Here is a 24,721-nt window from a genome sequence, read left to right as displayed (position 1 = left end):
TTGGGTCTCGTCAAGTTCGCGCTGAAATACCGCATCACCTTCTATGTGATGGCGGTGCTCATCATGCTGGCCGGTGGCGGGGCGGCCGTGGTCATGCCCAAGGACGTGCTGCCGGACGTCAACATCCCGGTGGTCACCATCATCTGGACCTATACCGGCCTCGATACGCCGGACATGCAGAACCAGGTCACGTCGTACAGCGAGCTCGCCCTCTCCAACAACGTCGTCGGCATCCGCGACATGGAAAGCACGACGCTGCAGGGCATCACCATCACCAAGGTGTATTTCCAGCCCGGCGTCGATATCAGCCTGGCGCTGAGCCAGGTGAGCTCGGCCACCAACGCCATCCGTGGCCTGCTGCCGCCCGGTATCCAGCCGCCGATCGTGATCCGCTTCTCCGCCTCGTCGGTGCCGGTGATCCAGATCGCCGCGACCTCTGCGGTCGAGAGCCAGGCCGATGTCTATAACTATGTCCGCTTCCGCATCCGCTCGACGCTGCAAACCACCCCCGGCTCGACCATGCCGCCACCCTATGGCGGTGTGCCCGAGCAGGTGATGATCGACCTCGACCCGCACGCGCTGCAGGCATACGGGATCACGCCGCTGCAGGTGAGCAACGCGGTCAACGCGCAGAGCCTGACGCTGCCGTCCGGGCTCGCGAAGTTCGGCGGCACCCAGTTCATCGTCCGGCTGAACACCCTGCCCAAGGTGCTCGAAGCGCTGAACACCATCCCGATCAAGATGGTGAACGGCTCGCCGATCCTGCTGCGCGACGTCGGCTGGGCGCGCGCCGGCGGTCCGCCGCAGCAGAACATGGTGCATGTGAACGGCGCCAACGGCCTGCTGCTGCCGGTGCTGAAGAACGGCCCGACCTCCACGCTGGACATCGTGAATTCGGTCAAGTCGATGCTGCCGGGGATCATCGCGGCAGCACCCAAGGACATGCACATCGTCGCGTTGTTCGACCAGTCGGTGTTCGTGTCGGACGCGATCACCGACGTCGCCGAGGAGGGGCTGATCGCAGCCGGCCTGACGGGCCTGATGATCCTGCTGTTCCTGGGCTCCTGGCGCGCCACGCTGGTGATCCTGGTGTCGATCCCGCTGGCGGTGCTGACCTCGCTCGCTTTGCTGGCCGCACTCGGCGAGACCATGAACGTCATGACCTTGGGCGGCCTGGCGCTGGCGGTCGGCATCCTGGTCGACGACGCCACGGTGGCGATCGAGAACACCTACCGCGTGATGGAGCAGGGCAAGAGCTTCCGCGACAGCGTGGTCGAAGGCGCCGCCTCGATCGCCAAGCCCACGCTGATTTCCACGCTGTCGATCTGCTCGGCGTTCGTGTCGGTGCTGTTCCTGGTGGGGGCGCCGAAATACATCTTTACCCCGCAGGCGCTGGCGGTGGTGTTCGCCATGCTGGCCTCGTACCTGCTGTCGCGCACCCTGGTGCCGATCCTGATCGACGTGCTGGTCGAGCCGGAGCATCGCCGCCATGCGGAGGCCAAGGAGGGTGCGAAGGAAGGCCGCGAGGGCAAGAAGCCGGGGTTCTTCGGGCGCATCCATGCAGGCTTCGAGCGCGGCTTCGACCGCTTCCACAAGGGTTATCTCGGCCTGCTGCACGCGGTGCTGGCGCGCCGGCTGATCACCGGCGGCGTCGTCGGGGTGGTGCTGGTGGTATGCGCCTGCCTGTTCCCGTTCCTCGGCCAGGACTACTTCCCTGCGATCGAGAGCGGTCAGATCACGCTCCACGTGCGCGCCCGCTCCGGCACCCGGATCGAGGAGGCGGCCAAGCTGTTCGCCCGTGTCGAGGACACCATCGGCGAGGTCGCCGGCAAGAACTCCCACGGCGTCAGCAACGTGCAGTCCGTGGTCGATAATATCGGCCTGCCGTCGGTGAACTATAACCTGGCCTTCAATGACGGCACCTTCGTGGCCTACTCCGACGGCCAGGTTCTGGTCACGCTGAAGCCCGGGGTCAGCGGCACGGCCCTCACCAAGAAGCTCCGGGTGGTGCTGCACCAGCGCTATCCCGACACGACCTTCTATTTCCAGCCGGCCGACATGATCACCCAGATCCTGGATTTCGGCGTGCCCTCGCAGATCGACGTGCAGGTCCATGGTCGTCACCAGGATGTCGACCTGGCGATGGCGAAAACCCTGGAGACGCGGCTCAAGACGCTGCCCGGGCTGGTCGACGTGCATCTGCAGCAGGTGGTGGACGCGCCCGAGTTCCTGGCCGAGATCGATCGCCAGCGGGCGATGGAGCTCGGCCTGACCGAGCAGGACGTGGCCCAGCAGCTGACCGTGCAGCTGTCCGGCAGCTTCCAGGTGGCGCCGAACTTCTGGACCGATCCCAAGACGGGCATTCCCTGGCAGCTCACCGTGCAGACGCCCGAGTACCGGCTCGACAATTTCGGCCAGATGGCGAACACGCCGCTCGTCACCGGCAATGGCGGCATCAACGGGCCGCAGCCGATCAGCCTGCTCAGCAACGTCGCCACGTTCCATCGCGACACCGAGCAGTCGGTGCTGAGCCACGTCAACACTGAGCCGACCTATGACGTGTATGCCTCGGTGCAGGACAGCGACCTCGGTTCGGCGGCGCGCGAGATCAACCGCGTGGTGCTGGACGAGCAGAAGCACCTGCACGCGCCGGACAGAATCGTCGTGCGCGGCCAGATCGACAGCATGAACAGCGCGTTCTCGCATATCGAGATCGGCCTCGTGGTGGCGGTGGTCGCGGTGTACCTGCTGATGGTGCTGAACTACCAGGACTGGGGTGACCCGTTCGTGGTGCTGTGCGCGCTGCCGCTGGTGTTCTGCGGCATTATCCTCAGCCTGTTCATCACCCACACGACGTTCTCGATCGCCTCGCTGATGGGGGCGATCATGAGCGTGGGTGTGGCGTCGGCGAACTCGATCCTGTTGGTGACGTTCGCGCGTGAGCATCGCGAGGAGACCGGCTGCTCGGCGATCGAGGGCGCCATCGCCGCGGGTGAGGCCAGGCTGAGGCCGGTGCTGATGACCGCAGGTGCGATGGTGGTCGGCCTGATCCCGATGGCGCTCGATCTCGGCCAGGGTGGCGAGCAGAACGCAGCACTGGCCAGGGCGGTGATCGGCGGCATCACCGTCGGCACCTGCTCGACGCTGCTGTTCGTACCCTTTCTCTACAGCCTGCTGCGACAGGGCCCGGTTCGTGCCCCGGAGGACTACGTATGACCCCGCCCGAGCATGACGGCCCGATGGCACGCGGCGACGAGCATACCGACCGCCGTGACGACAACATCGAGGACAACCAGCCTCAGGAGGCGGCCGCCCTGCATGCGGACGAGTCCGACCACCCGGACGATGCGGGGCAGCGGGACGGCGACGAGCACGATGCGTCGGAGACGTCGGCGGAGCCGCCACCACCGCCGCCCCGCAAGCGGCTCGCCTTGTACGTGGCGGTCCCGCTTGTGCTGTTGGTCGCCTGGGGCGTGTTCGTGCACTGGCACCAGTCGAGCGATGCCGCGGACACGCTGAAGCAGTCGCAGGCCGCGGTGCCGGACGTGCAGGTCGCAACGGCCAAGCGATCCTCCGACCTGACCGCGACCTCGCTCCCGGGCCAGACCGTGGCGTTCGACTCCGCCGACCTGTTCGCGCGTGCCACCGGATACATCGCCGAGCGTCGGGTCGATATCGGCAGCCACGTCAAGAAGGGCGAGTTGCTGCTCCGGATCGCCGCCCCCGACCTCGACCAGCAGCTCGAGCAGGCGCGCGCCCAGCTCGGGCAGATGCAGGCGCAACTCGCCCAGGCGCAAACCAGCCTGCAGCAGGCGAACTCGACCGCGAAGAATGCCGACCTCAACAGCCGCCGCTCGAAGATCCTGGAGAGCGAAGGCTGGGACACCGCGCAGAACCGCGACAACCTGAAGACTGCCTCCGACGTGGACGTCAAGAGCGTGGCGGCGGCGCAGGCCGGCATCGGCGTTGCCGTCTCCAACGTTCGGGCGCAGCAGGCGCAGGTCGATCGGCTGGTGGCGCTGACCGGCTTCGAGAACGTGATCGCACCGTTCGACGGCGTCATCACCCAGCGCGACGTCGATGTCGGCACCCTGGTGCAGAGCGACAGCAACACCGGCACGGCACTGCTGCATCTCGACGACCAGGATGTGTTGCGCTGCCAGGTCTATGTGCCGCAGAGCCAGTTCGCCGGCATCCATGACGGGCTGCCGGCACTGGTGACGGTGCCCGAACTGCCGGGCGAGCAGTTCCGGGCCTTCGTGTCGCGCTCCTCGGTGTCGCTGGCGCAGAATTCGCGCTCCATGCTGGTCGAGGTCGATATCGACAATCGCGCGGGCAAACTGACGCCTGGCCTGTTCGTGACCGTGGCGTTCGACGTCAAGCGGCCGGCGCCGGCGGTGGTGATCCCCGATGCGGCGCTGATCTTCGATGCGGCCGGGCTGCACGTCGCCGTGGTCGGCCAGGACGACAAGGTCGAGATGCGGCCGATCGTGATTGCGCGTGACACCGGCACCGAGGCGGAGCTGCGCGAGGGCCTCGACGGCAGCGAGAAGGTGATCGTGAACCCGCCGAGCGACCTCACCCAGGGCCAGAAGGTGCATGTGATGCCGGACAAGAAGCCGGATGCGAAGCAGGCGTCGGGCTGACGAGGCCAGCTTGCCCGGGGTCAGCGCCGACGGAGCCTGCTGCGAAGCCGCTGCGCGATGCCACCCCGGCCGGTCTCGACGGTGACGCCGAGGCCGCCATGACCGGCGAGTTGCGTCACCAGCCGGCTGGCGATCAGGCCGCGATGCCCGGTCTGCCAGTGATCGGCGGATCCCTCGGGCGCCAGCCAAGGTGGTAGCGGCAGTACGAGCCGGGTGCTCAGTCCGTCCAGCAGCGGCTCGTAGGTGCCGCGCAGGGCGTGCAGCGTCTCCTCCGCGTCCGAGCCGCCGTTCCACACCAGCCCGACCTCGGCGAACCGCCGCTCCATCTCCAGATAATGCTCGTGCGGCAACCGGTCGTCGCCGCTGTACCGCGACGGGTTCACAGTCAGCGCGCGGGCGACCTCGACGATCACCTGGCGGGTCATGGTGAAGGTCATACGCGCCTGCAGCGGCGGCAGGTCCTCGACGCCGACCAGGATCAGCGCGCAGGTATCCATTACCGCCGCGAGTGCCGACAGCCACGACTGGTTGTCGCGCTGCGACCGGTAGTACACCAGCATCGGGTAGGACAGGTGGCTCTCGAGCAGCTCGGCCGCCCACACCTCCCATTCCCGTAGCAGCACATCCAGCTTGCCGAGGCTGTCCCGGCCGGCATGCAGGCTCAGCATCGTGACGGCGCTGGGCGGCGAGCCGGCGCGGGCATCGAGCTGGATCACGTGCGCCTCGCGACGGGCGAACACCTGGTACAGGATCGGCAGGTAGCCGATCACCACGGCGATGAAGCCCAGCCCCATTCCCGCCTCGACCACGGAGATCCCGCGGGTGATCGCCGCGTGCGGCACGACATCGCCGTAGCCCAGCGTGAAGAAGGTCACGCCGCTCAGGTAGATCTGCTCGGGCAGGCTCGAATGGGCGTTCCTGTGGCCCTGCAGGCCCCAATCGATCAGGCCGAAGCCGATGACCAGGATCAGCGCCCAGAACGCGAACAGCACCACCATGGAAAGCGGCCCGAAGACGCCGAGGAAACGGACCCGCCGCTCGCTCTCGGGCAGCAGCCGCGACAGCCGCAGCCAGGCCGCCCAGGTGAACCGGAAGAACAGGCGGGCGAGGCGGACGCGGCGATACACCCGGCGCGGCAGCAGCATCACCTCGAAGGCGTCCTGCAGCACGAACCATAGCAGCAGAAGAGCCGCGAGAACGACGATCAGGGACAGCATGCAACCTCCGCGGCCCTCAATGCGGGTGGGCCCTGCATGTTCCGTAGGTGATTTATGTGACCGGATCGGCCGGACGATGCCGATCCTCAGGAAGCGTTAACCTCTACCGGCCTAAACCATGTCGGCGCGGCGCTGCCCTCCAGGTGTGTCGCGCTGGTCTGGAAATCATTCCCGCATGCTGCCACAGCGACATCATCTGCCCGCGGAGACATCGGCTGCAGCCCACATGGAGGCGATTGCAGCGACGCTATCGCCGCCCGGCATCGCACCGCCGGCCGACATGGCCGTCCCGCATCTGGAGGCGATCCTGGGCGGCATCGGCTTCGGGCTGCTCAGTTTCGACCACCGCCTGGACATCATGTTCCGCAACGCGTGCCTTGCGGACGTGCTCGATGTCCGCGGCGACGTGGTGAGCCGTGCGGCGACGCTGATCCAGGTGCTGGAGGCGTCGGCGTTGCTGGACACCTCCGGCGTGCAGATCGTGCTCGAGGCGTGCCTTGCTGCAGTGGCCAGCGTCGGCACCCAGCATGTGGTGGTCACGGTGCCGTCCGCGGATGCCGCGCGCATGATGACGGTGCAGGTCAGGCGGTTGGCGGATGCCACCTGGATGGCGGCGTTCGAGGACACCACCGCGCGACATCGGGCGGAGGCGACGGCGATCGAGACGGCGAGATCCGACGCGCTGACCGGCTTGCCCGGCCGCGAACGGTTCGAGCGCTGCGTGATGGAGATGCTTGCCCGCAGGTCTGCCGCCGGAGCCGACCCGATCGGGGAGCCGGACAGGCAACTGCCGGATGCGGCCGTGATGATGATCGACCTCGACCGGTTCAAGGCGGTGAACGACACCCTCGGCCATCCGATCGGCGATGCCCTGCTGCGCCTGGTCGGCAAGCGGTTGCGGACCCTGGTGCGACGCGACGACCTGGTCGCCCGGCTGGGCGGCGACGAATTCGCGGTGCTGGTGCAGATGACTCCCGTGGATGGCGGGATGGTGCAGCTGGGGCGCCGGATGGTCGACGTGTTGAGCCGGCCCTACCTGGTCAGCGGCCACCTGGTGAATATCGGCGCCAGCGTCGGGGTGGCGATGGCGCAGCGCGACGGCGACAAGTACGACGAGCTCATGCGCGCCGCCGATCTCGCGCTGTACGACGCCAAGAACACCGGGCGTGGATCGTGCCGGTTCTTCGATCCGGCGATGGGCGAGCGCGCGATGTCGCGGCGGCTGCTGGAGATCGACCTGCGCAAGGCCGTGGCACTTCGCCAGTTCGAGCTGCACTACCAGCCGCAGGTCAATCTCGACACCCGTACGATCGAGGGGTTCGAGGCCTTGCTGCGGTGGCGCCATCCGGAACGTGGCCTGATCCCGCCCGGCGACTTCATTCCGCTTGCCGAGGAGATCGGCATGATCGTGCCGCTCGGCGAATGGGTCATCCGCGAGGCGTGCGAGGAAGCCACGCGCTGGCCGGCATCGATCATGGTTGCGGTCAACGTGTCGCCGCAGCAGTTCGAGGATGCCGACCGGCTGGTGGATGTCGTCAGGGAAACCCTGGAGGCCGCCGGACTTCCTGGCAGCCGCCTGGAAATCGAGATCACCGAGGGCGTGCTGCTGCGCAACGAGCCGGCGGTGCTGACGGCGCTGCACCGGCTGCGTGACATGAGGGTGCAGGTCGCGATGGACGATTTCGGCACCGGCTACTCGTCGCTCAGCCAGCTGAACAGCTTCCCGTTCGACAAGATCAAGATCGACCGGTCGTTCGTATCGGGCAGCATCAACGTCGATGGCCAGAACGCCATCGTTCGCGCGATCACCGCACTCGGCGCCAGCCTCGGCATGGCAACGATTGCCGAAGGTGTCGAGACACCCGAGCAGCTCGCGCGCATCCGGAGCCAGGGCTGCAGTTCCGTGCAGGGCTACCTGTTCAGCCGGCCGGTACCCGTAGGCGAGGTCGGCGAACTGATCGCCCAATTCATCCCTGCCGCCGCTGCACCGATCCAACCCATCATCCTCGAAGGTTGACCATGACCAGGCTCTCTCGCGTCCTCTATTGCAGTCGCAGCCAGATCCCCGGGGGCTCCGAGGTGATCCTCGCCAACATCGAGTCGATTCTCGCCGCCTCGCGGGAGAACAACCGTCGTGCCGGCATCAGCGGTGCGCTGCTGTTCAGCGATGGCTGCTTCGCCCAGGTGCTGGAGGGCGACCTGGATGCGGTGGACGAGGCATTCGAGCGGATCCAGTGCGACGAGCGCCACCGCGATGTCACGGTGCTGGAGTCAGGGCCGATCGCCGCGCGGGATTTTCCGTCCTGGTCGATGGCGTTCGCCGGCGCGGAGGCGGCCCGGAGTCCGATCGCCGGTATCGCGGTGTTCGACAGCGCTTCCAGCCCGTCAGCCAAGGGCCGGGAACTGATGGCGCTGCTCAAGGACGTCGTGGTGCGTGAGACCCACTGGCTGCCGACGGCCAGGCGTGACGCAGGGGAGGCGCGGCCGGGCGTCGATTGAGCGCGACCCGGCGATCCGCCCGGTCAGCGACCACCGGCGGCGGCCAGGCTGAACAAATCCTCCAGCACCGGTGCGGCGGCTGCGCGTTCATCGTCGAAGCGGGACACGCTGACACCCAGCAGCCGCACGCTCATCTGGAACGGAAAGACCCCGCGCAACAGCCTGAATGCCGCATCCTCGATTTCCGCGCGAGCGATGATCCCGGTGCCATAGGAGGTGGCGCGGGAGATGATCCGGAAGTCGCTGAACTTCAGCTTCAGCGTGACCGTGCGGGCGGGGCGGCCGACGCGGGCATAGGTCGCCCAGACCTTGTCGATAGCCGGCTGGAGTGCCGTTTGGGCATCGTCCCAGCCGGTGATGTCGCGCTCGAAGGTCTGCTCGGCGCCGATCGATTTGCGTGGCTGCCCCGGCATCACCGGCCGCTCGTCCTGGCCGCGTGCGATCGCGTGGTAGTGCGGACCGGACTTGCCGAATTGCTGCACCAGGGTGGCGAGCGATCGCTGGCGAAGGTCGAGTCCGGTGCGGATGCCGAGTCGCTCCATCTTCGCCGCCGTCACGGGCCCGACTCCGTGGAACCGGCTCACCGGCAGGCTCTCGACGAAGGCCGGGCCGAGGCTCGGGGTGATGACGAACAGCCCGTCCGGCTTGCGATGATCCGACGCGAGCTTGGCGAGGAACTTGTTGTACGACACGCCGGCCGATGCGGTCAGCCGGGTCTGGCTCAGGATCCGCGCCCGGATCTCCTCGGCGATCGCGGTGGCGGAGCCGAGATCGCGCAATGGCCGGGTGACGTCGAGATAGGCCTCGTCCAGGGAGAGCGGCTGGATCAGCTCGGTGTAGTCGGCAAAGATGCTGCGGATCTGCAGCGAGACCTCGCGATACACGTCGAAGCGCGGCTTGACGAACACCAGCTCCGGACATTGCCGCCGCGCCGTGACCGATGGCATCGCAGACCGGACGCCGTATCGCCGCGCCTCATAGCTTGCCGCCGCGACCACGCCACGTTCGCGGGAGCCGCCGACAGCGACCGGCCGGCCCCGCAAGGCCGGATCATCGCGCTGCTCGACGGAGGCGTAGAAGGCATCCATGTCGACATGGATGATCCGCCGGTGAGGTGGCTCCTGAACCACGACCTGTCACTCCGCTGCAGAATCCGACCGCGTTCACTATACGTTCGATCGGGCGGCCAGTCCAAGACGGGAGGGCTGGCCCCAGAAACGAAAAGGGGACCGCGCGATCCCGCACGGTCCCCCTCGAGAAGCCCCCGCCCTCGAACGTTGGATCAGCCCTTGTGCGCGCGGCTCACGGCACGAATGCGGCGGACACGCGCCGGACGGTCGAGTCCCGTTGGAGCCGCGCAGGTTTCGTAGCTGGCGGGCTGGACGATGTCCTTGGCCTCCGCGTAGCCGCCGAGATCGGATGCGCTGTCGAGCACCGCGACCTCGTCGAACATACTGACCCGCTGCTGGCAGAACGCGACACCCGCCTTCAGCCCGCGCTCGGACTGGGCGTTCGCCAGCTGGGTGATGTAGTCGTCATGTGCGGTCTGCGCGCCGCGGCCATAGGTGGTGCGGAAATAGCTGTTGAGCGCGGCTTCCTGGGCCGTCAGGTCGGGACGGAACTTCTCGACGAAGGCGTTGTAGCGATCCTGCGCGTTGCAGGAGAGGGCGGTGACCATCAACTCGCTCTTCAGCCCCTGCACGTCGAAGGCCTGGCGAGCGGACGAAATTCCGCACTGGCCCGCAGCGAGGGCCTGACCGGACAGCAGCACGGCAGCCAGGCCGGCCGCTGCGAGCATCCGTCCGCCTCGCCTGGCCGTGGCTTGGCGTTCGAAACCGACGCGCCCAATGAGTAAAGACATGACGTTCTCCGGACCGAGCCGTGACGGCAGGGAAGTGTTTCGCGGGATACGGCAGCTCCCGCTCAACTGACGAGCGAAGTTGCCGCTGTAACATCCCGTTTCGCAAGCATTATCCGTGCAATAACACCGAACTGTGGAACGAGTGTGGCGGAACTGCATCGAATTGCGGCAATCGAGGACGGGCCTGCTGCGCGCCGGGTTTAGCTCGCTCCATTCGGCCGGACAAGCGGCGGTGGCGCGGGATGCGGTCACATTGCCGGCCGGCATCGCGGACTTCCGCAGTCGCGCGTTTTGCCCTAAGGCACTGTCCCCCGCAGGTGGCGCGGGCTGCCAGATTTCGGAGCTGACGAGTGCACGTGCGAGCTGCTGCATCCCTGTTGATGACCGGCGTATTGATCGCCGGATGTGCGCATCGTCCGGCGCCGGAGCCCGAAGCGGCGATCGCTCCCAACCCGTTCGGCTACCTGAAGCGATCCGCGGTCTGCACCGTGGCGCCGGTCGTTGCCGGGCCGGCGGGTCGCAGCACCACCATGGCGGTCCGGTCCGATGACGGGCTCTGCACCGTGGCCGTTTCGCAGCCGGACGGCACCGCCTACGCCTCGTTCCTGCTGCAGACCCTGCCGGTCAACGGCAAGGCGTTCATCTACAACTACAACAACCAGACGCTGGTGAACTACACCGCGACCACTGCCTATTCCGGGCCGGACAGCTTCACCGTGAGCCTGATCCCGACCGCAGGCGGCCGGCGTCAGTCGCTTCAGGTGACTGCGATGGTGGACGCGACCGGCGTTCCCCGGCCGGCACCTGCGGTGGTTCCGTATGTTGCGCCGCCGAGCGCCGGCACGCACAAGGCCGCGGCCAAGAAGAAGCCGAAGCACCACACGTCAGGCTCGTCCGCGTCCTGACGGGTCGTCGGCCGATCAGGCGTCCGGAGCCGCGTCCCCGGTGAGGGCCAACAGGGCGTCGCGGCCGACCCGGGTGCAGAACTCGCCGAAGCCTTCCGACGGCAGGCCCTGGCCCGCATAGGCCTCGAACAGCGGCGCGAACTTCTCGCCCAGGCGGGCTTCCGGCACCCGCTCGTGCAGCCTGAACGACAGGCTGTGGCCGTCGAAATCGCCGCCGACATAGATCGCGTAATGGCCCGGGACGCGCCCGACCAGGCCGATATCGCCTGAGTAGGAGCGCGCGCAGCCGTTCGGGCAGCCGGTGATGCGCAGGCTGATGCGCCGATCCTGCAGATCGTGCCGGCGCAGCAGCGCCTCCAGGCTGGCGACGATCGGCTCGCGCACCCGCTCCGCCTCGGTCAGCGCCAGGCCGCAGGTGGGCAGGGCCGGGCAGGCGAGGGCGAACCGGGAGAACGTGCTGAGGTCGCTTGCCGGGACTACGCCATGCTCCGCCAGCATCGCGTCGATGGCCGCACGGTCGGCGTCCTGAATGTTGGAGAGCAGGATGTCCTGCTGTGCGGTCATGATAGGATCGACGCCGAACCGCTCGACCACCTGGCGCAGCGCCGTCCGCAGCCGCATCGCCTCGGTATCCTGGATCCGCCCCGAGGGCACCGGAACGCCGAGCCACCAGCGGCCGTCGCCCTGCTCGTGCCAGCCGAGCAGCTCGGGAATATGCAGCCGCGGCATGTCGCGCGCCGGCTCCAGCACCTCGCCGTAATAGCCATCCAGCGTCTGCTTCACCCAGGCCAGGCCGCGATCATCGACCACGTATTTCAGCCGCGCGCGACGGCGATCGGTGCGGTCGCCATTGTCGCGCTGCAGCCGGATCACCGCCTCGACGATCGCCAGCAGCCGATCCGGCCCCACGAAGCAGATCGGCGTCGCCAGCCGCGGATAGGTGTCGGCACGGTTGTGGGTCATGCCCAGTCCGCCACCGACCGCGATGTTGTAGCCGATCAGCTGGTCGACACCCTGCGCGTCCGGCTCGAACAGCGCGATGATCGCCAGGTCGTTGGCGAGCACGTCGGCACTGTTGTCGTCCGGCGTGGCCAGCCCGATCTTGAATTTCCGCGGCAGGTAGGTGGCGCCGTACAGCGTTTCGGTCTCGTCGGTGCCGGCGACCGGCTGCTCGTCGAGGAAGATCTCGTAATAGCTCCGGCTGCGTGGCAGCAGCTCGGCCGAGAGCATCCGGGCATCGTCGCGCAGCCGCTGGTGGCGCGCATCGTTGCGTGGCGCCGAGGTTGTCATCAGGTTGCGCACGACGTCGCCGCATGCGCACAGCGTCGTCAGCAGCGTGTGGTTGATCGCCGCGATCGAGGGCTTCAGGTCGCCCTTCAGGATGCCGTGGAACTGGATGCCCTGGCGCGTGGTGATGCGGATGGTGCCGTTGGCATAGTCGTCGGCCAGCCGGTCGAGCCCGAGATACTGCGCCGCCGTGAGCATGCCGCCCGGCATCCGCACGCGCACCATGAACTGGTATTCCTTCTCCAGCTTCTGCTGCTTCAGGGCGGTGGCGGTGTCACGGTCGAACTGCTCGTAGCTGCCGTGGAACTTCAGCAGGTTGTAGGCATCCTCGCTGACCTGGATGCCGCCCTCGGCGAGCTCCTCGGCAAGGCGACCGCGCAGGCCGTGGCTGGTCTGCTTGAGCGTCTCCACCCCGGTGAGCTTCTTCGGTGCTGCGGTGGGCAGGGAGACGGGAGCAATCTGGTCGGGCACTGCACTGATCCTGACTGGGCAAAAATCCGGGGCCGGCCCCGGCAACGATGAACCGACGGTCCTGCCGCCACGTCACTCGTGCCATCAGGAGATGATGACGCCGGCAGTGATTTGCCAGTTCGCCAGGGGTGGTCGATTCACCACAACACGACATAGTGGTTTTTGGCGGCGGTCCTAGATCGAGAAGCTGATCGGCTCGGCGAGCGGGCGCCTCAGGCCGGCCGTTTCGGCGCGGCGCACCAGGTCGTCGAGCGTCAGATCGTGCAGCTGAGCACGCAGCGCGTCGTCGAGGTTGCGCCAACAGGGCTCGACCACGCGCGCGAACAGGTCGCCGACTGGACCATCCTCGCCCGCCGCATCCTCCGACACCGCCGTCTCGATCACGTCCGACAGGCGGATGTCGCGTCGCGGCCGGCCCAGCCGGTAGCCGCCGCGCGGACCACGCACGCTCTCCAGCAGCGACGAACGCGACATGGTCTGCAGCAGCGGCTCGATGCCGCGCCGCGCCAGGCCGGCCCGCTCGGCGATATCGGCGGCGCTGACGGTCCCGGCACGACCGGCATGGAAGGCGACGTCCAGCATGATCAGCACCGCAATCATTGCCCTGTCACGCCGAAGCAGCATCTCCTGTGGTCTCCAATCGCTCGCTCGCGCCGGCCCTGCCACCAGGCTTGCCTGCCCGAATCCCCCGCCATCCGTCCGCGAGATTGTCGTATCATGGCTTGCCTTCCTTATCCACGACGCAGATCGGTGCTATATCCTCGACATGGCACGCATCCAACGGCACGAAGAGCTCATCGCCACGCAGTCGCATGCGGGCGAGCCTGAAATCGTCTCCGGCACGCCCGGCTTCACCGGGTTCGCCGCACCGCGCGGACGCATCTATGACAGCATCGTCGAGACCATCGGCGGCACGCCGCTGGTTCGGCTGCCCCGGCTGACCCGCGAGGATGAGCTGGTCGCGGACGTCGCGCTGAAGCTCGAATTCTTCAACCCGCTCGGCTCGGTCAAGGACCGGATCGGGGCGGCGATGCTGCTCACCGCGGAGCGCGACGGCATCATCACCCCGGGCCGCACCGTGCTGGTCGAGCCGACCTCCGGCAATACCGGCATCGCGCTGGCGTTCGTGGCGGCGTCGCGCGGCTACCGGCTGATCGTGACCATGCCGGAGGGCGCCTCGGTCGAGCGGCGCAAGATGCTGCGGCTGATGGATGTGCAGCTCGAGCTCACCCCGTCGCGCCTCGGCATGGCCGGCGCCATCGCGCGTGCCAACGAGATCCTCGACAGCACGCCGAATTCCTGGATGCCGCGCCAGTTCGACAATCCCGCGAACCCCGACATCCATGCCGCGACCACTGCGGAGGAGATCTGGGTCGATACCGAGGGGCGGGTCGATATCGTGATCGCCGGGATCGGCACCGGCGGCACCGCCACCGGCATCGCGCGAGCGCTCAAGCCACGCAAGCCCGGCCTGGTGGTGTATGGCGTGGAGCCGTCGGAGAGTGCCGTGCTGAACGGCGACGAGCCGGGGCCGCACGGGATCCAGGGTATCGGACCGGGGTTCTGTCCGGGCGTGCTGGACCTGGACGGGCTGGATGGGGTGCTGACGGTCTCGGAACGCGAGTCGATCGCCGCCGCACGGCGATGCGCGCGGATGGAGGGGCTGCCGATCGGCATCTCCTCGGGCGCCGCCTTGCATGCAGCCCTCACGCTTGCCCGCAAGCCGGAGCATGCCGGCCGGCAGATCGTGGTGATCATCCCGTCCTTCGCGGAACGCTATCTGTCCACATCGCTGTTCGCCGGCCTGGGCTGACCCCGGCCGGCGCACCACGTCGCGAGATCAATGCAGGATGATCCTGCCGGCTCTTCGCGAGCTCAATGCAGGATGATCTCGACCGCCCTTCGCGAGCTCAATGCAGGATGATCTCGACCCGACGGTTCTGCGGCTCGCGGGTGTTCGGGCCGGTGGCGACCAGCGGGTGCGTTTCGCCGTAGCCGTGGATGTCGATCGCGGCGTTCGGCACGCCGTCCCGCACCAGCTCGGTCTGCACGCTCTTCGCCCGCCGGATCGACAGCGCCTGGTTGTAGGCCGCACCGCGCGTGCCGCCATGGATCGAGGAGTTGTCGGTGTAGCCGTCGACCTCGATGCGGGTGGTCTGCACGTGCGTCGAGGCCTGCGCGGCCTGGGCGACGATCTCGCGGGCGCGGCCGGTGAGGTCCGCGCGATCCCAATCGAAGAACACCAGGTAGGTGCGTGCCTCGCTCGGAGCAGGCGCCGCGGGCACGGCGGGTGACATCGGCGGCGGTGGCGGCGGGGCCGGGTTGAATTCGTAGCGCACGCCCAACAGGAAGGTGTGGTTGTAGTTGCTGGTGATGTCCTGGTTGCCGCGCGAGGTGCCGTACGCCTTGGTGCCGAAGCCCCCTTCGTTGCCGATCTCGTCGCCGGTGAATCGCTGCGGCCCGAGGATCGAGTAGAAGCGATACTCGAGCGTGGTCGATAGCCCGACCACCCACGGCACCGGCACCGAGAGGCCGAAGATGCCCTGGTAGGCGAAGTTGCCGTCGCTGGTGCCGCCGATCCGCTCGGCATCGTTCACCCCGGCATAATGCAGCTGGGAATGCGTCCAGCCGTAACCGGCGCCAACGCCGAAATACGGGAACAGCCAGCTCTTGCCGATATCCATGTCGAACAGGACGTTGGCCATCGCGCCGTAGCTGTCCTGGTTGCCGCCGGCCAGCGTCGGGAAGCTGGTGCCGCGAAAATGCTGCAGCGTGTCCTGGCGGAAGTTGCCTTCGATTTCCGCCCGCAGGCCGTTGCCGAAGCCCCAGCCGACGCTGCCGACGCCGGCCTCGCCCGGGCCGTAGCGCAACTCCCCGCTCGGGGCCTGGGCCGAGAGCCGCACGGTCTGGTCCTGCGCCAGGTTCGCGCCACCGGCGACAGCGGCATACAGGCCCTGAACCGGCTGTGCCTTTGCCTGGTGGGAGACCGCCGAGGCCGCGGTCACAAGGCTTGCACCCGCCAGCAACCAGATCCGTCTTGTCATCGTCAGAGGCCCCTCCGCTCGCACAAGCCGGCGAAGGCCATGCGCGATATCCAGACGGCCGCCCAGGGCCGTTCCCATTGTTCGACGTAGCTGGTTTTTCCGCCGGGAAGAAGCACCGCCTGCCGGGCAGGGCACGCAGTCGGGCACATGTTGCCGCGGAACGCCCGCTTCCGGCTCACACCTCCGCCGGGTGTGACCTTTGAGCAACGTCAGGATGACGGAAGTGTAACCTGGTCCCATGCAGGGATTGCATAGGTGGGCTGTCTGAACTTTAACTGCCGTCACAAGCCGCAACTTGCCGAGACATCCCTCGGTGCGGCTCCACCCATCGTCTGAAGGGCCTGTTGCAAACGATTGCTGCTGACTGCGACTAGGGTGTTCGATGTTACGCGACCGACCCGGTCAGGAGATGCAGCATCCGAGGCACGGCCTTCACGGTTACATTCTGTCGTCTGACCGCTCCGAGAGCGGGATCTGGAGTTACGAAGATGACACGTCCAAGTTATTTCACCCGGCGAACCGGTCTTGCTGGGTCCATCGCGGCACTGGCCCTGGCACCGGTGCTCGGCGCAGCCCCGGCCTTCGCCCAGATTGCCGCAACCCCGCTCGCCGCCACGGCCGGTTCGACCCTCAACGGCACAAGCGGTCCCGTCGAGGACGTCGTGGTCACCGGCTCGAAGCTGCGCACCAGCAACGTGACGAGCGAGGCGCCGATCACGGTCATCACGGCGAAGCAGATCGAGCAGTCCAGCTCGCAGACGGTCGAGGACGTGCTCCGCAAGGTCGCCGCCGTCGGCAGTTCCGGCAACTACGCCAGCACCAACAACGGCGCCAACGGATCGTCCTGCATCGACCTGTTCAACCTCGGCATCACCCGCACGCTGGTGCTGGTGGATGGCCGCCGCTACGTCCACTCTGCTTACGGCGCCGGCGACGACTGCGTCGATCTCGACACCATTCCGATCCAGATGGTCGACCACATCGAGGTCCTGAAGGACGGCGCCTCCACCATCTATGGCGCCGACGCCGTAGCCGGCGTGGTGAACATCATCACCAAGAAGGATTACTCGGGCACCCAGATCAACCTGGGCGGCAACATCACCGCGTCGGGCGACGACAAGCAGGGCGACATCTCCGGGATCACCGGCTTCGACTTCGCGCAGGGCCGCGGCAACCTCGAGATCAGCGGACATTATCTGCAGCGCCAGCCGGTGCTGCAGAAGGATCGCGACTGGGCCGATCCGGTCGTGGCCGGTGACGAAGGCCCCGGCCAGCCCTACGATATTGGCTCAGGCATTCCAGTGGCCGGCCGGTATTTCGGCTCAGGCACCAGCAACGCCGCCGAATCCGCATTTGCCGGAAACTCCGGTGGAACCGTGATCAACGGGCAGCCGCAGCCATTCGGGGGCTACCAGGGCGCCAACGGTGCCACGCCGAACATCAACGGCCGTTACGATTACGGCCACGACACGTACTTGTCCGACTTCGAGTCGCAGTCGAACCTCGCCGCCCAGACGCATTACGACGTCAACGATCATCTGACCGTCTACGGGTCGGCGTACTACACTCACAAGAACACCGAGGAGCAGCTGTCCGGCCAGCCGGTCACCGGCAATCCGAACAACGGCACCTCGCTGGTCATCCCGCAGGGTAACCCGTACGCGGAGGCGCTCGGGATCGACGAGCCGCTCTCCGGCTACCGTCGTACAACCGATATCGGCACGCGCCAATACACGACCGGGACCGATACCTGGCAGGCCACGATCGGCGCCAAGGGCAACATCACCGGGAACTGGAACTACGACTCCTACTTCACCTACGGCTATTCCGACACCACGCTGCAGATCCGGAACTCGATCAACGCGAATAATTTCGAGAACGCGCTCGGGTCCGACGGCAACCCCAACGACCCGTACAACGCCAGCCTCTGCAACGCGGCACAGGGTTGCGCCTTGCTGAACCCGTTCGGTGCCGGAAACATCAGCCAGGCGGCGAAGAATTACGTCTCGTACCTCGACAGCTCCAACGCGTTCTACCAGTTCCGCGACTATGGGGGCACGATCACCAACAACAAGCTGCTGAAGCTGCCGTACGGCCCGCTGGGGTTGGCGGTCGGCTTCGAGTATCGCCAGGAGAGCGGTTCCTATCATCCCGACCCGATCACCGAGTCCGGCGCCTCGACCGCGGCTGCGGAAGCGCCGACCGGCGGCGGCTTCGATGTCGGCGAGGTGTTCGGCGAGCTGAACATCCCGATCCTGAAGAACGTGTTCGCTGCGAAGGATCTGTCCGCGGACATTTCCGGTCGCTGGTCCGACTACAACACCTTCGGCGGCGTGCAGAACTTCAAGGCCGGGCTGAACTGGTCGCCGACCCAGGATATCCGTTTCCGCGCCAACCTCGGAACTTCGAGCCGGCAGCCGGCGATCCAGGAGGCGTTCGGTGGCGACTTCCTGAACTTCGAGCAGGGTAACGACCCTTGCACGCCCGCGCAGATCGGCAACTATGGCGCTGCCAACGGCATCGTCGCCGCAAACTGCGCCACGCAGAAGCTTCCCGCAGGCTACAAGCAGACCGGCGACCAGATCCCGACGATCAACGGCGGCAATCCCAACCTGCAGCCTGAGTCTGCCCGCACCTACACCATCGGCACCGTGCTCACGCCGCGCTTCCTGCCGAACTTCTCGGCCGAGATCGACTACTATCATACGTCGATCAACAACTCGATCAGCGAAGTGCCGGTCCAGTTCATCGAGGACCAGTGCTATACCAGCGTGAACCTGAGCAGCCCGTACTGCGCGCAGTCCGGCACGCGTAACGGTTCGGGCAACCTCCAGCTTGCCAACGGCCCGTACGAGAACCTCGGTGTGACGCGCACGAACGGCATCGACTTCAACATGAACTACCTGATCAAGCTGCGCGGCCACAACAGCATCAGCATCAGCAACGAACTGGTCGACACCATCGGCTATACCGAACAGCTGGTCAGCGGCGGCCAGTTCCTCAACCTCAAGGGCACGCTGAACACCGTGCTGGGCGGCGGGCTCTATCCGGTCGGCGTGCCGGTCATTCGCGACAACGTCACCGGCACCTTCGCGCACGGACCGTTCAGCTTCAGCTGGACGACCCGTTACATCGACGGGATGACCTACAACACCGGCGGCACGAACTTCAACGCGGCGCAGGAGCGGTTCTACAAGACCAACGAGGTTTTCTACCACGACATCGTTGCGACCTATAACTTCAAGAAGGTCGGGCTGGTCGCCGGTATCGACAACCTGTTCGACCGCACGCCGCCCTTCGCACTGGACGGCAGCGAGAACACCGCCTCCAACGTCTATGATGTTTACGGCCGCATGTTCTATGCGAGGCTGCAGGTCAAGTTCTGATCGCCTGACCATAGCCTGATATGACGGAGGGCCGTGCGACCTTGGGGTCGCACGGCCTTTCGCGTTTCGTGCAGACAGGCCGGCGGTTCTACCGCGGCAGCTCGTGCAGCATGGGTGCGAGCTGTTCGGCCCAGAGGCGCCAGCGTCCCACACCGTCCGCATTGATCGGACGCCGCACCTGGGCTCGGCTGGCGGAACCGATGCGTCGGTCCTGTTCGAAGAACCGCTCGCAGGCGGCATCGTACGGCAGATCCAGGAACGCCAGCACGCGACGCAGCGTGGCGTCGAAATCGCCGATCCAGTCTGCATGATCGAGCATCAATATCGGCGATGGCAGGCTCGACTGCCAATGCGTCAGCAGGCGCTGCTGGGCGGCCATGTACCAGCCCAGATCGGCCAGGTCGTGCGCGTACGGATGGTGGCCGATGAAACGGTGCTGGAAGATCGAGGCACCCACATCGCGAAGATCGCGCGTACAGCACACGATCCGCGCACCCGGCAGCAGCGTTGCGATGAAGCCGAGCTGGAAGACGTTGTCCGGCATCTTGTCCAGCACCCGTGCCGCATCCGGCGCCAGCGCATGCAACTCCGCCAGATAGTCGGCCGAGGCTGCAGTCAGCGCCGCCGCGTCCAGGCTAGCCGCGCGCGTCGTTGCCGTCACGGCGCCGGTGGTTCCGGTAAGCCGCACGAGCGTCTCGCGGATCGCAAGGCGCTCTCCGGCGCCATGCACCATCGGGTGCGCGCTGAGGATCTGCTCCAGCAGGGTGGTGCCGGTACGCGGCAGCCCGACGATGAAAACCGGCGCCGGATCGCCCGCGGTCGAGCGTGCGCCGTTGGCCAGGCGGTTCGCGTCGAAGCTGCGCATGATCGCGCCCAGATGCTGCTCGTGCTCAAGGCGCGAAAAGGGTTGTGCGGCGCGCAGGAGTGCGTGGCCGCGCTGAACGTATTCGAATGCCGCCGCGTGCCGATGTTCCAGCCGCGCCAGGTCGGCCAGGTCGAAATGCGCGTCGATCCGCTGCTCGAGCGTGCCAGCCTCGCGGATCGTGGCCAGGCGCGTCACCCGGTCGGCGAACACCGCTGCCTCCGGTCGTCCGAGCCGCCGCGCCAGCACGAAGCGCTGCCATGTCAGCAGGAGCTCCAGTTCCGGCAGTCGGTGCCGTTCGGCCAGAGCCAGCTCGCGGGACGCGGCCTCGTCACGCCCGAGCCCGATCAGGGCCTGCGTCCGTTGCGCGTGCCAATGGGCTCGCAGCGCGCCGTCGGCCGGTGTCGCCGCGTCCAGGAGGGCAAGGGCGGCGGCGGCCCCGTCCTCGAGCAGCAAACGGCTGGCAAGTGCGAGGCGGCCCGTCAGGCATCCGGGTTCGCGGTCCAGCAGCACCTGCAGTCGCGCGGTCGCGGCCATCGGCTGGCCGCACAGATGCTCCACGAGGGCCAGCTCGCACGCAGCCTCCGGATGCAGCCGTTGCAGGCCGAGCGCCTCGGTGAAGGCCGCGCGTGCATCCATCACCTTGTCCAGCCGCATGCAGATCCGGCCGAGCGCCAGCCAGGCCTCTGCCAGGGCGGCCGGCGTGGTCGTGGCGGTTGCCTGCAGAACCGCCAGCTCCGACAGCCGGGCGGCACGCTCCGCATCGAGCAGCCGCGGTGCGAGCGACACGGCGCGCCGGGCGGCGGCAAGGGCCTCCTGCGGCTGGCCGAGCGTCAAGAGGGCACGTGACAGGTGGATCAGCGGCGCCGGATCGCCCGGTGCCAAGGCGGATGCTGTCTGCAGCGCCCGTGCGGCCTCGGCATGATGTCCGGCCGAATGCAGACCGATCCCGTGCCAGGTCGCGGACAGCGCATCGCCCGGGGCCAGCCGCGCCGCCTGAGCCAAATACGGCACCCCGTCGGCCGCGGCGCCGGCCCGCACCAGCGCCATGCCATGCAGCCGCAGCAGAAGCACGTCGGCGGGATGTCGCGCCAGCACGGGGGGCAGCAGCCGCACCGCCAGCTTGTAGTTGCCGATCTGGAACGATGCTACCGCCTCTGCACGGGCTCGCGAGTCCGACGTTTCACTTGCCATGGACAGGGATGGGCTGCATGACGCTACTCTTCATTACATGTAATGGAGTACCACGAATGACGAACAAGGTTGTTGCCGTGATGGCCGGCTTGGTCTGCCTGTTTGGCGTCGCCGCCTGCGACAATACCTACACGCCGTCCATGCATCATCAGGAGGCGGCCTCGACCGGGAGCATGCTGTCGGGCACCGATACCGGCGTCAACGGCAACGGCATGGGCGACGCGTCGATCAAGTCGAATGCCGGTGGGCCGGCTGCGTACGGCGGCCACTAGGGCACGTCTGCCGGCGCGCCTGCACGACGCGCCGGGGATATCGAAAGCAGCTCAGCTCTTGATCAGCATCGCCTGCGACGTGGGCAGCTCGACGACGCGCTCCGGCTTGTCAGCCAGGAACTCGTCAAACGCCTCGTGCACGCCGGCCAGATACGAATAATCGTGGCTGACGATGATGCCGCCGGGCAGCATGCGTGGGTAGAAGAACTCGAGGCAGGCCAGCGTGCCGTCCTTCAGGTCGACATCGAGATGCACCAGCGAGAATTTCCGGTCTGCGCACGCGACGTCGCGGCCGGTGAACATGCCCTTGTGGAACACGAGGTTCGGCTGGTCCGCCAGATACGCCTGCACCGCCTCGAGCGACGCCGCGTAATGACCCCGGCGCATCGACTTGCGCTCGGCACGATCCGGTTCAGGCAGACCCTCGAAGGTGTCGAACAGATGCAGCTCGTCGGGTTTCGCACCCAGGCTGATCAGCTTCGCCGAGCAACCCTGGAACACGCCGACCTCGGCCATCACGCCACCCACAGCACGCTGCGTGCGCGCCAGCGAGTGGATCATGAACGCCTCGTTGCCGCTGAGCAGGCTCTCACGTTCGCCGCGCACCCTGCGGATCAGCTGCATCGTCGGGCGCTGCTTGTGGCCGCCGAGGATGCCGAGCTCGATGCGTGCCAGGGTGCCGACGGTGAGGCGGCGGATCGCCCGGCTGCGTGCGAACAGCCGGTGCAGGGCCGCCTGCGAGCGGGCGGTGCGGCTGCGCGCGGCGGGGGTGGCGGCGATACGCGGCACTGCGAGAGCCGAGACTTGGGCGAGGTCGGAAATGGTCTTCACTCCTGGGTCGGTCCGGCCATAAGGCATCAGCCGCCTATGAAGTTCGGTGTCGAGGACGTGAGCCGTGGCGCAGGCACGATCAGACGATGATCGCCTCGAAGGTCGGCGTCAGGTCGGGCCCGTCGATCTCGAGCACCCAAAGGTCCGGATCGCGCGTCACCTGCCGGGTAACATACGCGTCAACCGCGTCCTGATCGACAGGTGTCGGCCCGGTGCCGCGGCTCCAGGCCGGCTCGCCGTCCAGGGTTCGCGCCTGGGTCAGCACCAGCATCCGGCCATCGCGGTCGCGCAGCACCACCAGGATGCCGCCGGCATCGGCGTCGCCACGCCGCAGCACCATGCCGGATCGCCCGAGCTGGTGCGCCCGGCGCAGCACGGCACTGGTCCAGATCCCGGCCTTGAGGCGCGCCTCGGTCATCGTCCCTGATCCTGCTCGGCCCTGGCGCTGCCGCCGCCTGCGAGGGTGCCACCTGCCGCCACGTCGCCGGCGATGCCGACCGGGACCAGGGCTGCCTGGTAGGCGCCGGGCATGTCCAGCAGCGAGCGCGCCGCATCCAGGTCGGCGTCGCTGCCGATTGCCGCGGGGCAGGCCGCGCGCAACTCGAGGATGCGCGCCACCGGCAGCGGCGATCGTGCGGCGCGGCTCTCGACCACCGCCTCACGTTCGTCGAACACCCCGGCGGCGAGGTCCTGCAGCTGCTGGTCGAGTTTCGCCTGGCCGAGGCTGGTGCAGACCTGCGGGATCACCCCCAGCCCTTGCAGCGGCCACCCGAGAGGCGCCAGCACCCGGCTCCAGGTCACGAACAATTCGCCGCCATCCGGCAGCTGCGCGATCGTCTGCACCAGCCCCTTGCCCAGCGTGGCACTGCCGACGATCACGGCGCGGCGATGATCGGCGAGGGCTGCGGCCATGATCTCGGCGGCACTGGCGGTGCGGCCATCGACCAGCACCACGATCGGCACCCCTTCGGTCAGGTCGCCGCCCTGCACCGCCCAGACGTGGTTTGCCTGCGGATCGCGCCCGCGTGCGGTGACGGCGATGCCGTGGTCGAGCACCAGGGCGACCGACGTCACCGCCTGCTGCAGCAGGCCGCCGCGATTGCCGCGCAGGTCGAAGATCAGGCCGCGCAGGTGATGCTTCGTGCCCGGGCCGCCGCTGCCGACGGTACTGCCGTCATCGGTCGCCTGGTCGAGGAACTGGCTCATCTCCTGGGCGGTGTCGGCGGAGAAGCCGGTCACCCGCATCACCACGATGTTGCCGTTGCTGAAGGCGAAGACCGTCTCCGGCGGCACCGCGGCGCGCACCAGCGGGTAGTTGACCTGGCCGCGACCCTCGGCGGGCGCGATCGTCACCACCACCTGGCTGCCGGGATCGCCCTGCAGCCAGCTGCTGACGACCTCGGGCGTCTGGCCGCGAACCGGATGCCCGTCGACCGCCACCAGCCGGCCGCCGACGGTGATCCCGGCACTCCAGGCGGGCCCGTTGGCGTTGACCGCAGCCACCACCATCGTGCGTCCGAAGCGCGCCAGGGTGATGCCGGCACTGGCCGTGCCGCCACTGCGCGCGGCCCGCTCGGTATTGGCCGGGGCGGGGGCGACGTAGCGCGAATACGGGTCGAGGTGGTTGCACAGCTCGTCGAAGAAGCTCTGCAGCACGCCCTGCTGCCCGGCCTGGCGGATCAGCGATGAGCTCGACCAGGCGGCTTCCGTCATGCCGGCCGCGAGGCGAGCCCAGCCGGCGCTGTCATCGGCGGCGGGTGCGGCCTCGGAGAACAGGGTGCCCTGTGGGGTCGCGAGGCGGACCGGCCCGGGCGCGGGAACGGGCGCGGGAACTGCAGTCCTGGTGCCCGGGGTCGCGGCGACGGGACTGTCGCCGGACGGGGAGGCGGTGTCCTCGACGGTCAGGCCGGGATCGATCGCGGTGAGGCCGTTCAGTCCCCAGATGGTAAGCTGGCGCGCCGTGTGCGGCTCGAGGGTGCGCGGCTGCAGCACGGTGAGGGCGGTCTCGATGACGCCGGCGACCAGTGTTTGGTCGAGCGTGGCGGGTGGGCTCGGGGGCAGGGTTGCGGCCGGGCTCGCGGGTTCGCCCTGTGCCCGGACAGGGAGTGCGGGCAGCAGCATCCAGGCCAGCGCCAGGCAGAGAAGCAGGATCGCGCTGCGGCCTGTCATGCGCATGGCGCGGCCATGGCCTGGATGTGGATGGTGCGATGGCACCGTCCTTCGACGCACCCTCGCGAGGCGGGCGC

18 protein-coding genes are annotated in these 24,721 nt (G+C 67.6%); 8 read left to right on the top strand and 10 right to left on the bottom strand.

Features of this window, described 5'->3' with window-relative positions; genetic code table 11:
* Positions 1–3,216 (top strand): efflux RND transporter permease subunit, encoded by a 3,216-nt coding sequence (locus ACOEQ2_RS05425; protein WP_419730360.1) that lies wholly within the window; start codon positions 1–3, stop codon positions 3,214–3,216.
* Positions 3,213–4,646 carry an efflux RND transporter periplasmic adaptor subunit gene (locus tag ACOEQ2_RS05420; RefSeq protein WP_419730359.1) on the top strand — a complete coding sequence of 478 codons (1,434 nt, stop codon included), beginning with the start codon at positions 3,213–3,215 and terminating at the stop codon, positions 4,644–4,646. The genes ACOEQ2_RS05425 and ACOEQ2_RS05420 overlap by 4 nt, the downstream gene beginning before the upstream one ends.
* A 20-nt stretch (positions 4,647–4,666) precedes the next feature.
* On the opposite strand, the gene ACOEQ2_RS05415 is transcribed toward ACOEQ2_RS05420, so the two are convergent.
* Positions 4,667–5,863 carry a potassium channel family protein gene (locus tag ACOEQ2_RS05415; protein ID WP_419730358.1) on the bottom strand — a complete coding sequence of 399 codons (1,197 nt, stop codon included), beginning with the start codon at positions 5,861–5,863 and terminating at the stop codon, positions 4,667–4,669.
* 175 nt (positions 5,864–6,038) lie between these two features.
* Here ACOEQ2_RS05415 and ACOEQ2_RS05410 point away from each other — a divergent pair, with 175 nt between their 5' ends.
* Entirely contained in the window at positions 6,039–7,880 is a 1,842-nt protein-coding gene (locus tag ACOEQ2_RS05410; RefSeq protein ID WP_419730357.1) for a putative bifunctional diguanylate cyclase/phosphodiesterase, read from the top strand.
* Positions 7,881–7,882: 2 nt separating this feature from the next.
* Positions 7,883–8,362 (top strand): BLUF domain-containing protein, encoded by a 480-nt coding sequence (locus tag ACOEQ2_RS05405; protein WP_419730356.1) that lies wholly within the window; start codon positions 7,883–7,885, stop codon positions 8,360–8,362.
* A 23-nt stretch (positions 8,363–8,385) separates the two neighbouring features.
* Here the strand turns inward: ACOEQ2_RS05405 and dinB are convergent, their stop codons facing one another.
* Both dinB and ACOEQ2_RS05395 read right to left on the bottom strand, forming a co-directional pair.
* Complete coding sequence (gene dinB / locus ACOEQ2_RS05400) at positions 8,386–9,450, bottom strand: DNA polymerase IV (RefSeq protein ID WP_419731144.1); 1,065 nt, start codon at positions 9,448–9,450, stop codon at positions 8,386–8,388.
* Between the two features lie 194 nt (positions 9,451–9,644).
* Positions 9,645–10,160, bottom strand: a complete 516-nt coding sequence (locus tag ACOEQ2_RS05395) for a hypothetical protein (protein WP_419730355.1) — start codon at positions 10,158–10,160, stop codon at positions 9,645–9,647.
* A gap of 443 nt (positions 10,161–10,603) precedes the next feature.
* Here ACOEQ2_RS05395 and ACOEQ2_RS05390 point away from each other — a divergent pair, with 443 nt between their 5' ends.
* A complete protein-coding gene (locus tag ACOEQ2_RS05390) occupies positions 10,604–11,128 on the top strand; it encodes a hypothetical protein (RefSeq protein ID WP_419730354.1) in 525 nt (174 codons plus the stop codon).
* 15 nt (positions 11,129–11,143) lie between these two features.
* Here ACOEQ2_RS05390 and ACOEQ2_RS05385 read toward each other — a convergent pair whose 3' ends face one another.
* Together ACOEQ2_RS05385 and ACOEQ2_RS05380 are read right to left on the bottom strand one after the other, a co-directional pair.
* Positions 11,144–12,886, bottom strand: a complete 1,743-nt coding sequence (locus tag ACOEQ2_RS05385) for an NADPH-dependent assimilatory sulfite reductase hemoprotein subunit (protein WP_419730353.1) — start codon at positions 12,884–12,886, stop codon at positions 11,144–11,146.
* Positions 12,887–13,060: 174 nt separating this feature from the next.
* Complete coding sequence (locus tag ACOEQ2_RS05380; RefSeq protein WP_419730352.1) at positions 13,061–13,510, bottom strand: RrF2 family transcriptional regulator; 450 nt, start codon at positions 13,508–13,510, stop codon at positions 13,061–13,063.
* 205 nt (positions 13,511–13,715) lie between these two features.
* Here ACOEQ2_RS05380 and cysK point away from each other — a divergent pair, with 205 nt between their 5' ends.
* Positions 13,716–14,699, top strand: coding sequence for a cysteine synthase A (gene cysK, locus ACOEQ2_RS05375; RefSeq protein WP_419731143.1), 984 nt, complete (start codon positions 13,716–13,718; stop codon positions 14,697–14,699).
* A gap of 97 nt (positions 14,700–14,796) precedes the next feature.
* Here cysK and ACOEQ2_RS05370 read toward each other — a convergent pair whose 3' ends face one another.
* Complete coding sequence (locus ACOEQ2_RS05370; RefSeq protein WP_419730351.1) at positions 14,797–15,930, bottom strand: OmpA family protein; 1,134 nt, start codon at positions 15,928–15,930, stop codon at positions 14,797–14,799.
* 488 nt (positions 15,931–16,418) lie between these two features.
* Here ACOEQ2_RS05370 and ACOEQ2_RS05365 point away from each other — a divergent pair, with 488 nt between their 5' ends.
* Positions 16,419–19,316, top strand: coding sequence for a TonB-dependent receptor domain-containing protein (locus tag ACOEQ2_RS05365; protein WP_419730350.1), 2,898 nt, complete (start codon positions 16,419–16,421; stop codon positions 19,314–19,316).
* Positions 19,317–19,404: 88 nt separating this feature from the next.
* Here ACOEQ2_RS05365 and ACOEQ2_RS05360 read toward each other — a convergent pair whose 3' ends face one another.
* Complete coding sequence (locus tag ACOEQ2_RS05360; RefSeq protein ID WP_419730349.1) at positions 19,405–21,372, bottom strand: tetratricopeptide repeat-containing sulfotransferase family protein; 1,968 nt, start codon at positions 21,370–21,372, stop codon at positions 19,405–19,407.
* A gap of 56 nt (positions 21,373–21,428) precedes the next feature.
* On the opposite strand from ACOEQ2_RS05360, the gene ACOEQ2_RS05355 reads away from it, so the two are divergent.
* The gene (locus ACOEQ2_RS05355) at positions 21,429–21,644 is read left to right on the top strand and encodes a hypothetical protein (RefSeq protein ID WP_419730348.1); all 216 of its coding nucleotides are present in this window, start codon (positions 21,429–21,431) and stop codon (positions 21,642–21,644) included.
* Positions 21,645–21,695: 51 nt separating this feature from the next.
* Here the strand turns inward: ACOEQ2_RS05355 and ACOEQ2_RS05350 are convergent, their stop codons facing one another.
* The 3 genes from ACOEQ2_RS05350 to ACOEQ2_RS05340 all read right to left on the bottom strand — a co-directional run bounded on the left by ACOEQ2_RS05350 (position 21,696) and on the right by ACOEQ2_RS05340 (position 24,650).
* On the bottom strand, positions 21,696–22,475 hold the full coding sequence (locus ACOEQ2_RS05350) for a TylF/MycF/NovP-related O-methyltransferase (protein WP_419730347.1): 780 nt from the start codon (positions 22,473–22,475) through the stop codon (positions 21,696–21,698).
* Between the two features lie 79 nt (positions 22,476–22,554).
* Positions 22,555–22,893 (bottom strand): DUF1491 family protein, encoded by a 339-nt coding sequence (locus tag ACOEQ2_RS05345; RefSeq protein ID WP_419730346.1) that lies wholly within the window; start codon positions 22,891–22,893, stop codon positions 22,555–22,557.
* On the bottom strand, positions 22,890–24,650 hold the full coding sequence (locus tag ACOEQ2_RS05340) for a S41 family peptidase (protein ID WP_419730345.1): 1,761 nt from the start codon (positions 24,648–24,650) through the stop codon (positions 22,890–22,892). The genes ACOEQ2_RS05345 and ACOEQ2_RS05340 overlap by 4 nt, the downstream gene beginning before the upstream one ends.
* Between the last annotated feature and the right edge of the window lie 71 nt (positions 24,651–24,721).

The organism is Lichenicola sp. (assembly GCF_965198575.1).
GTDB lineage: Bacteria > Pseudomonadota > Alphaproteobacteria > Acetobacterales > Acetobacteraceae > Lichenicola.
Note: the sequence above shows the minus strand (reverse complement) of the source record. Positions and strands in the feature narration are given on the sequence as shown.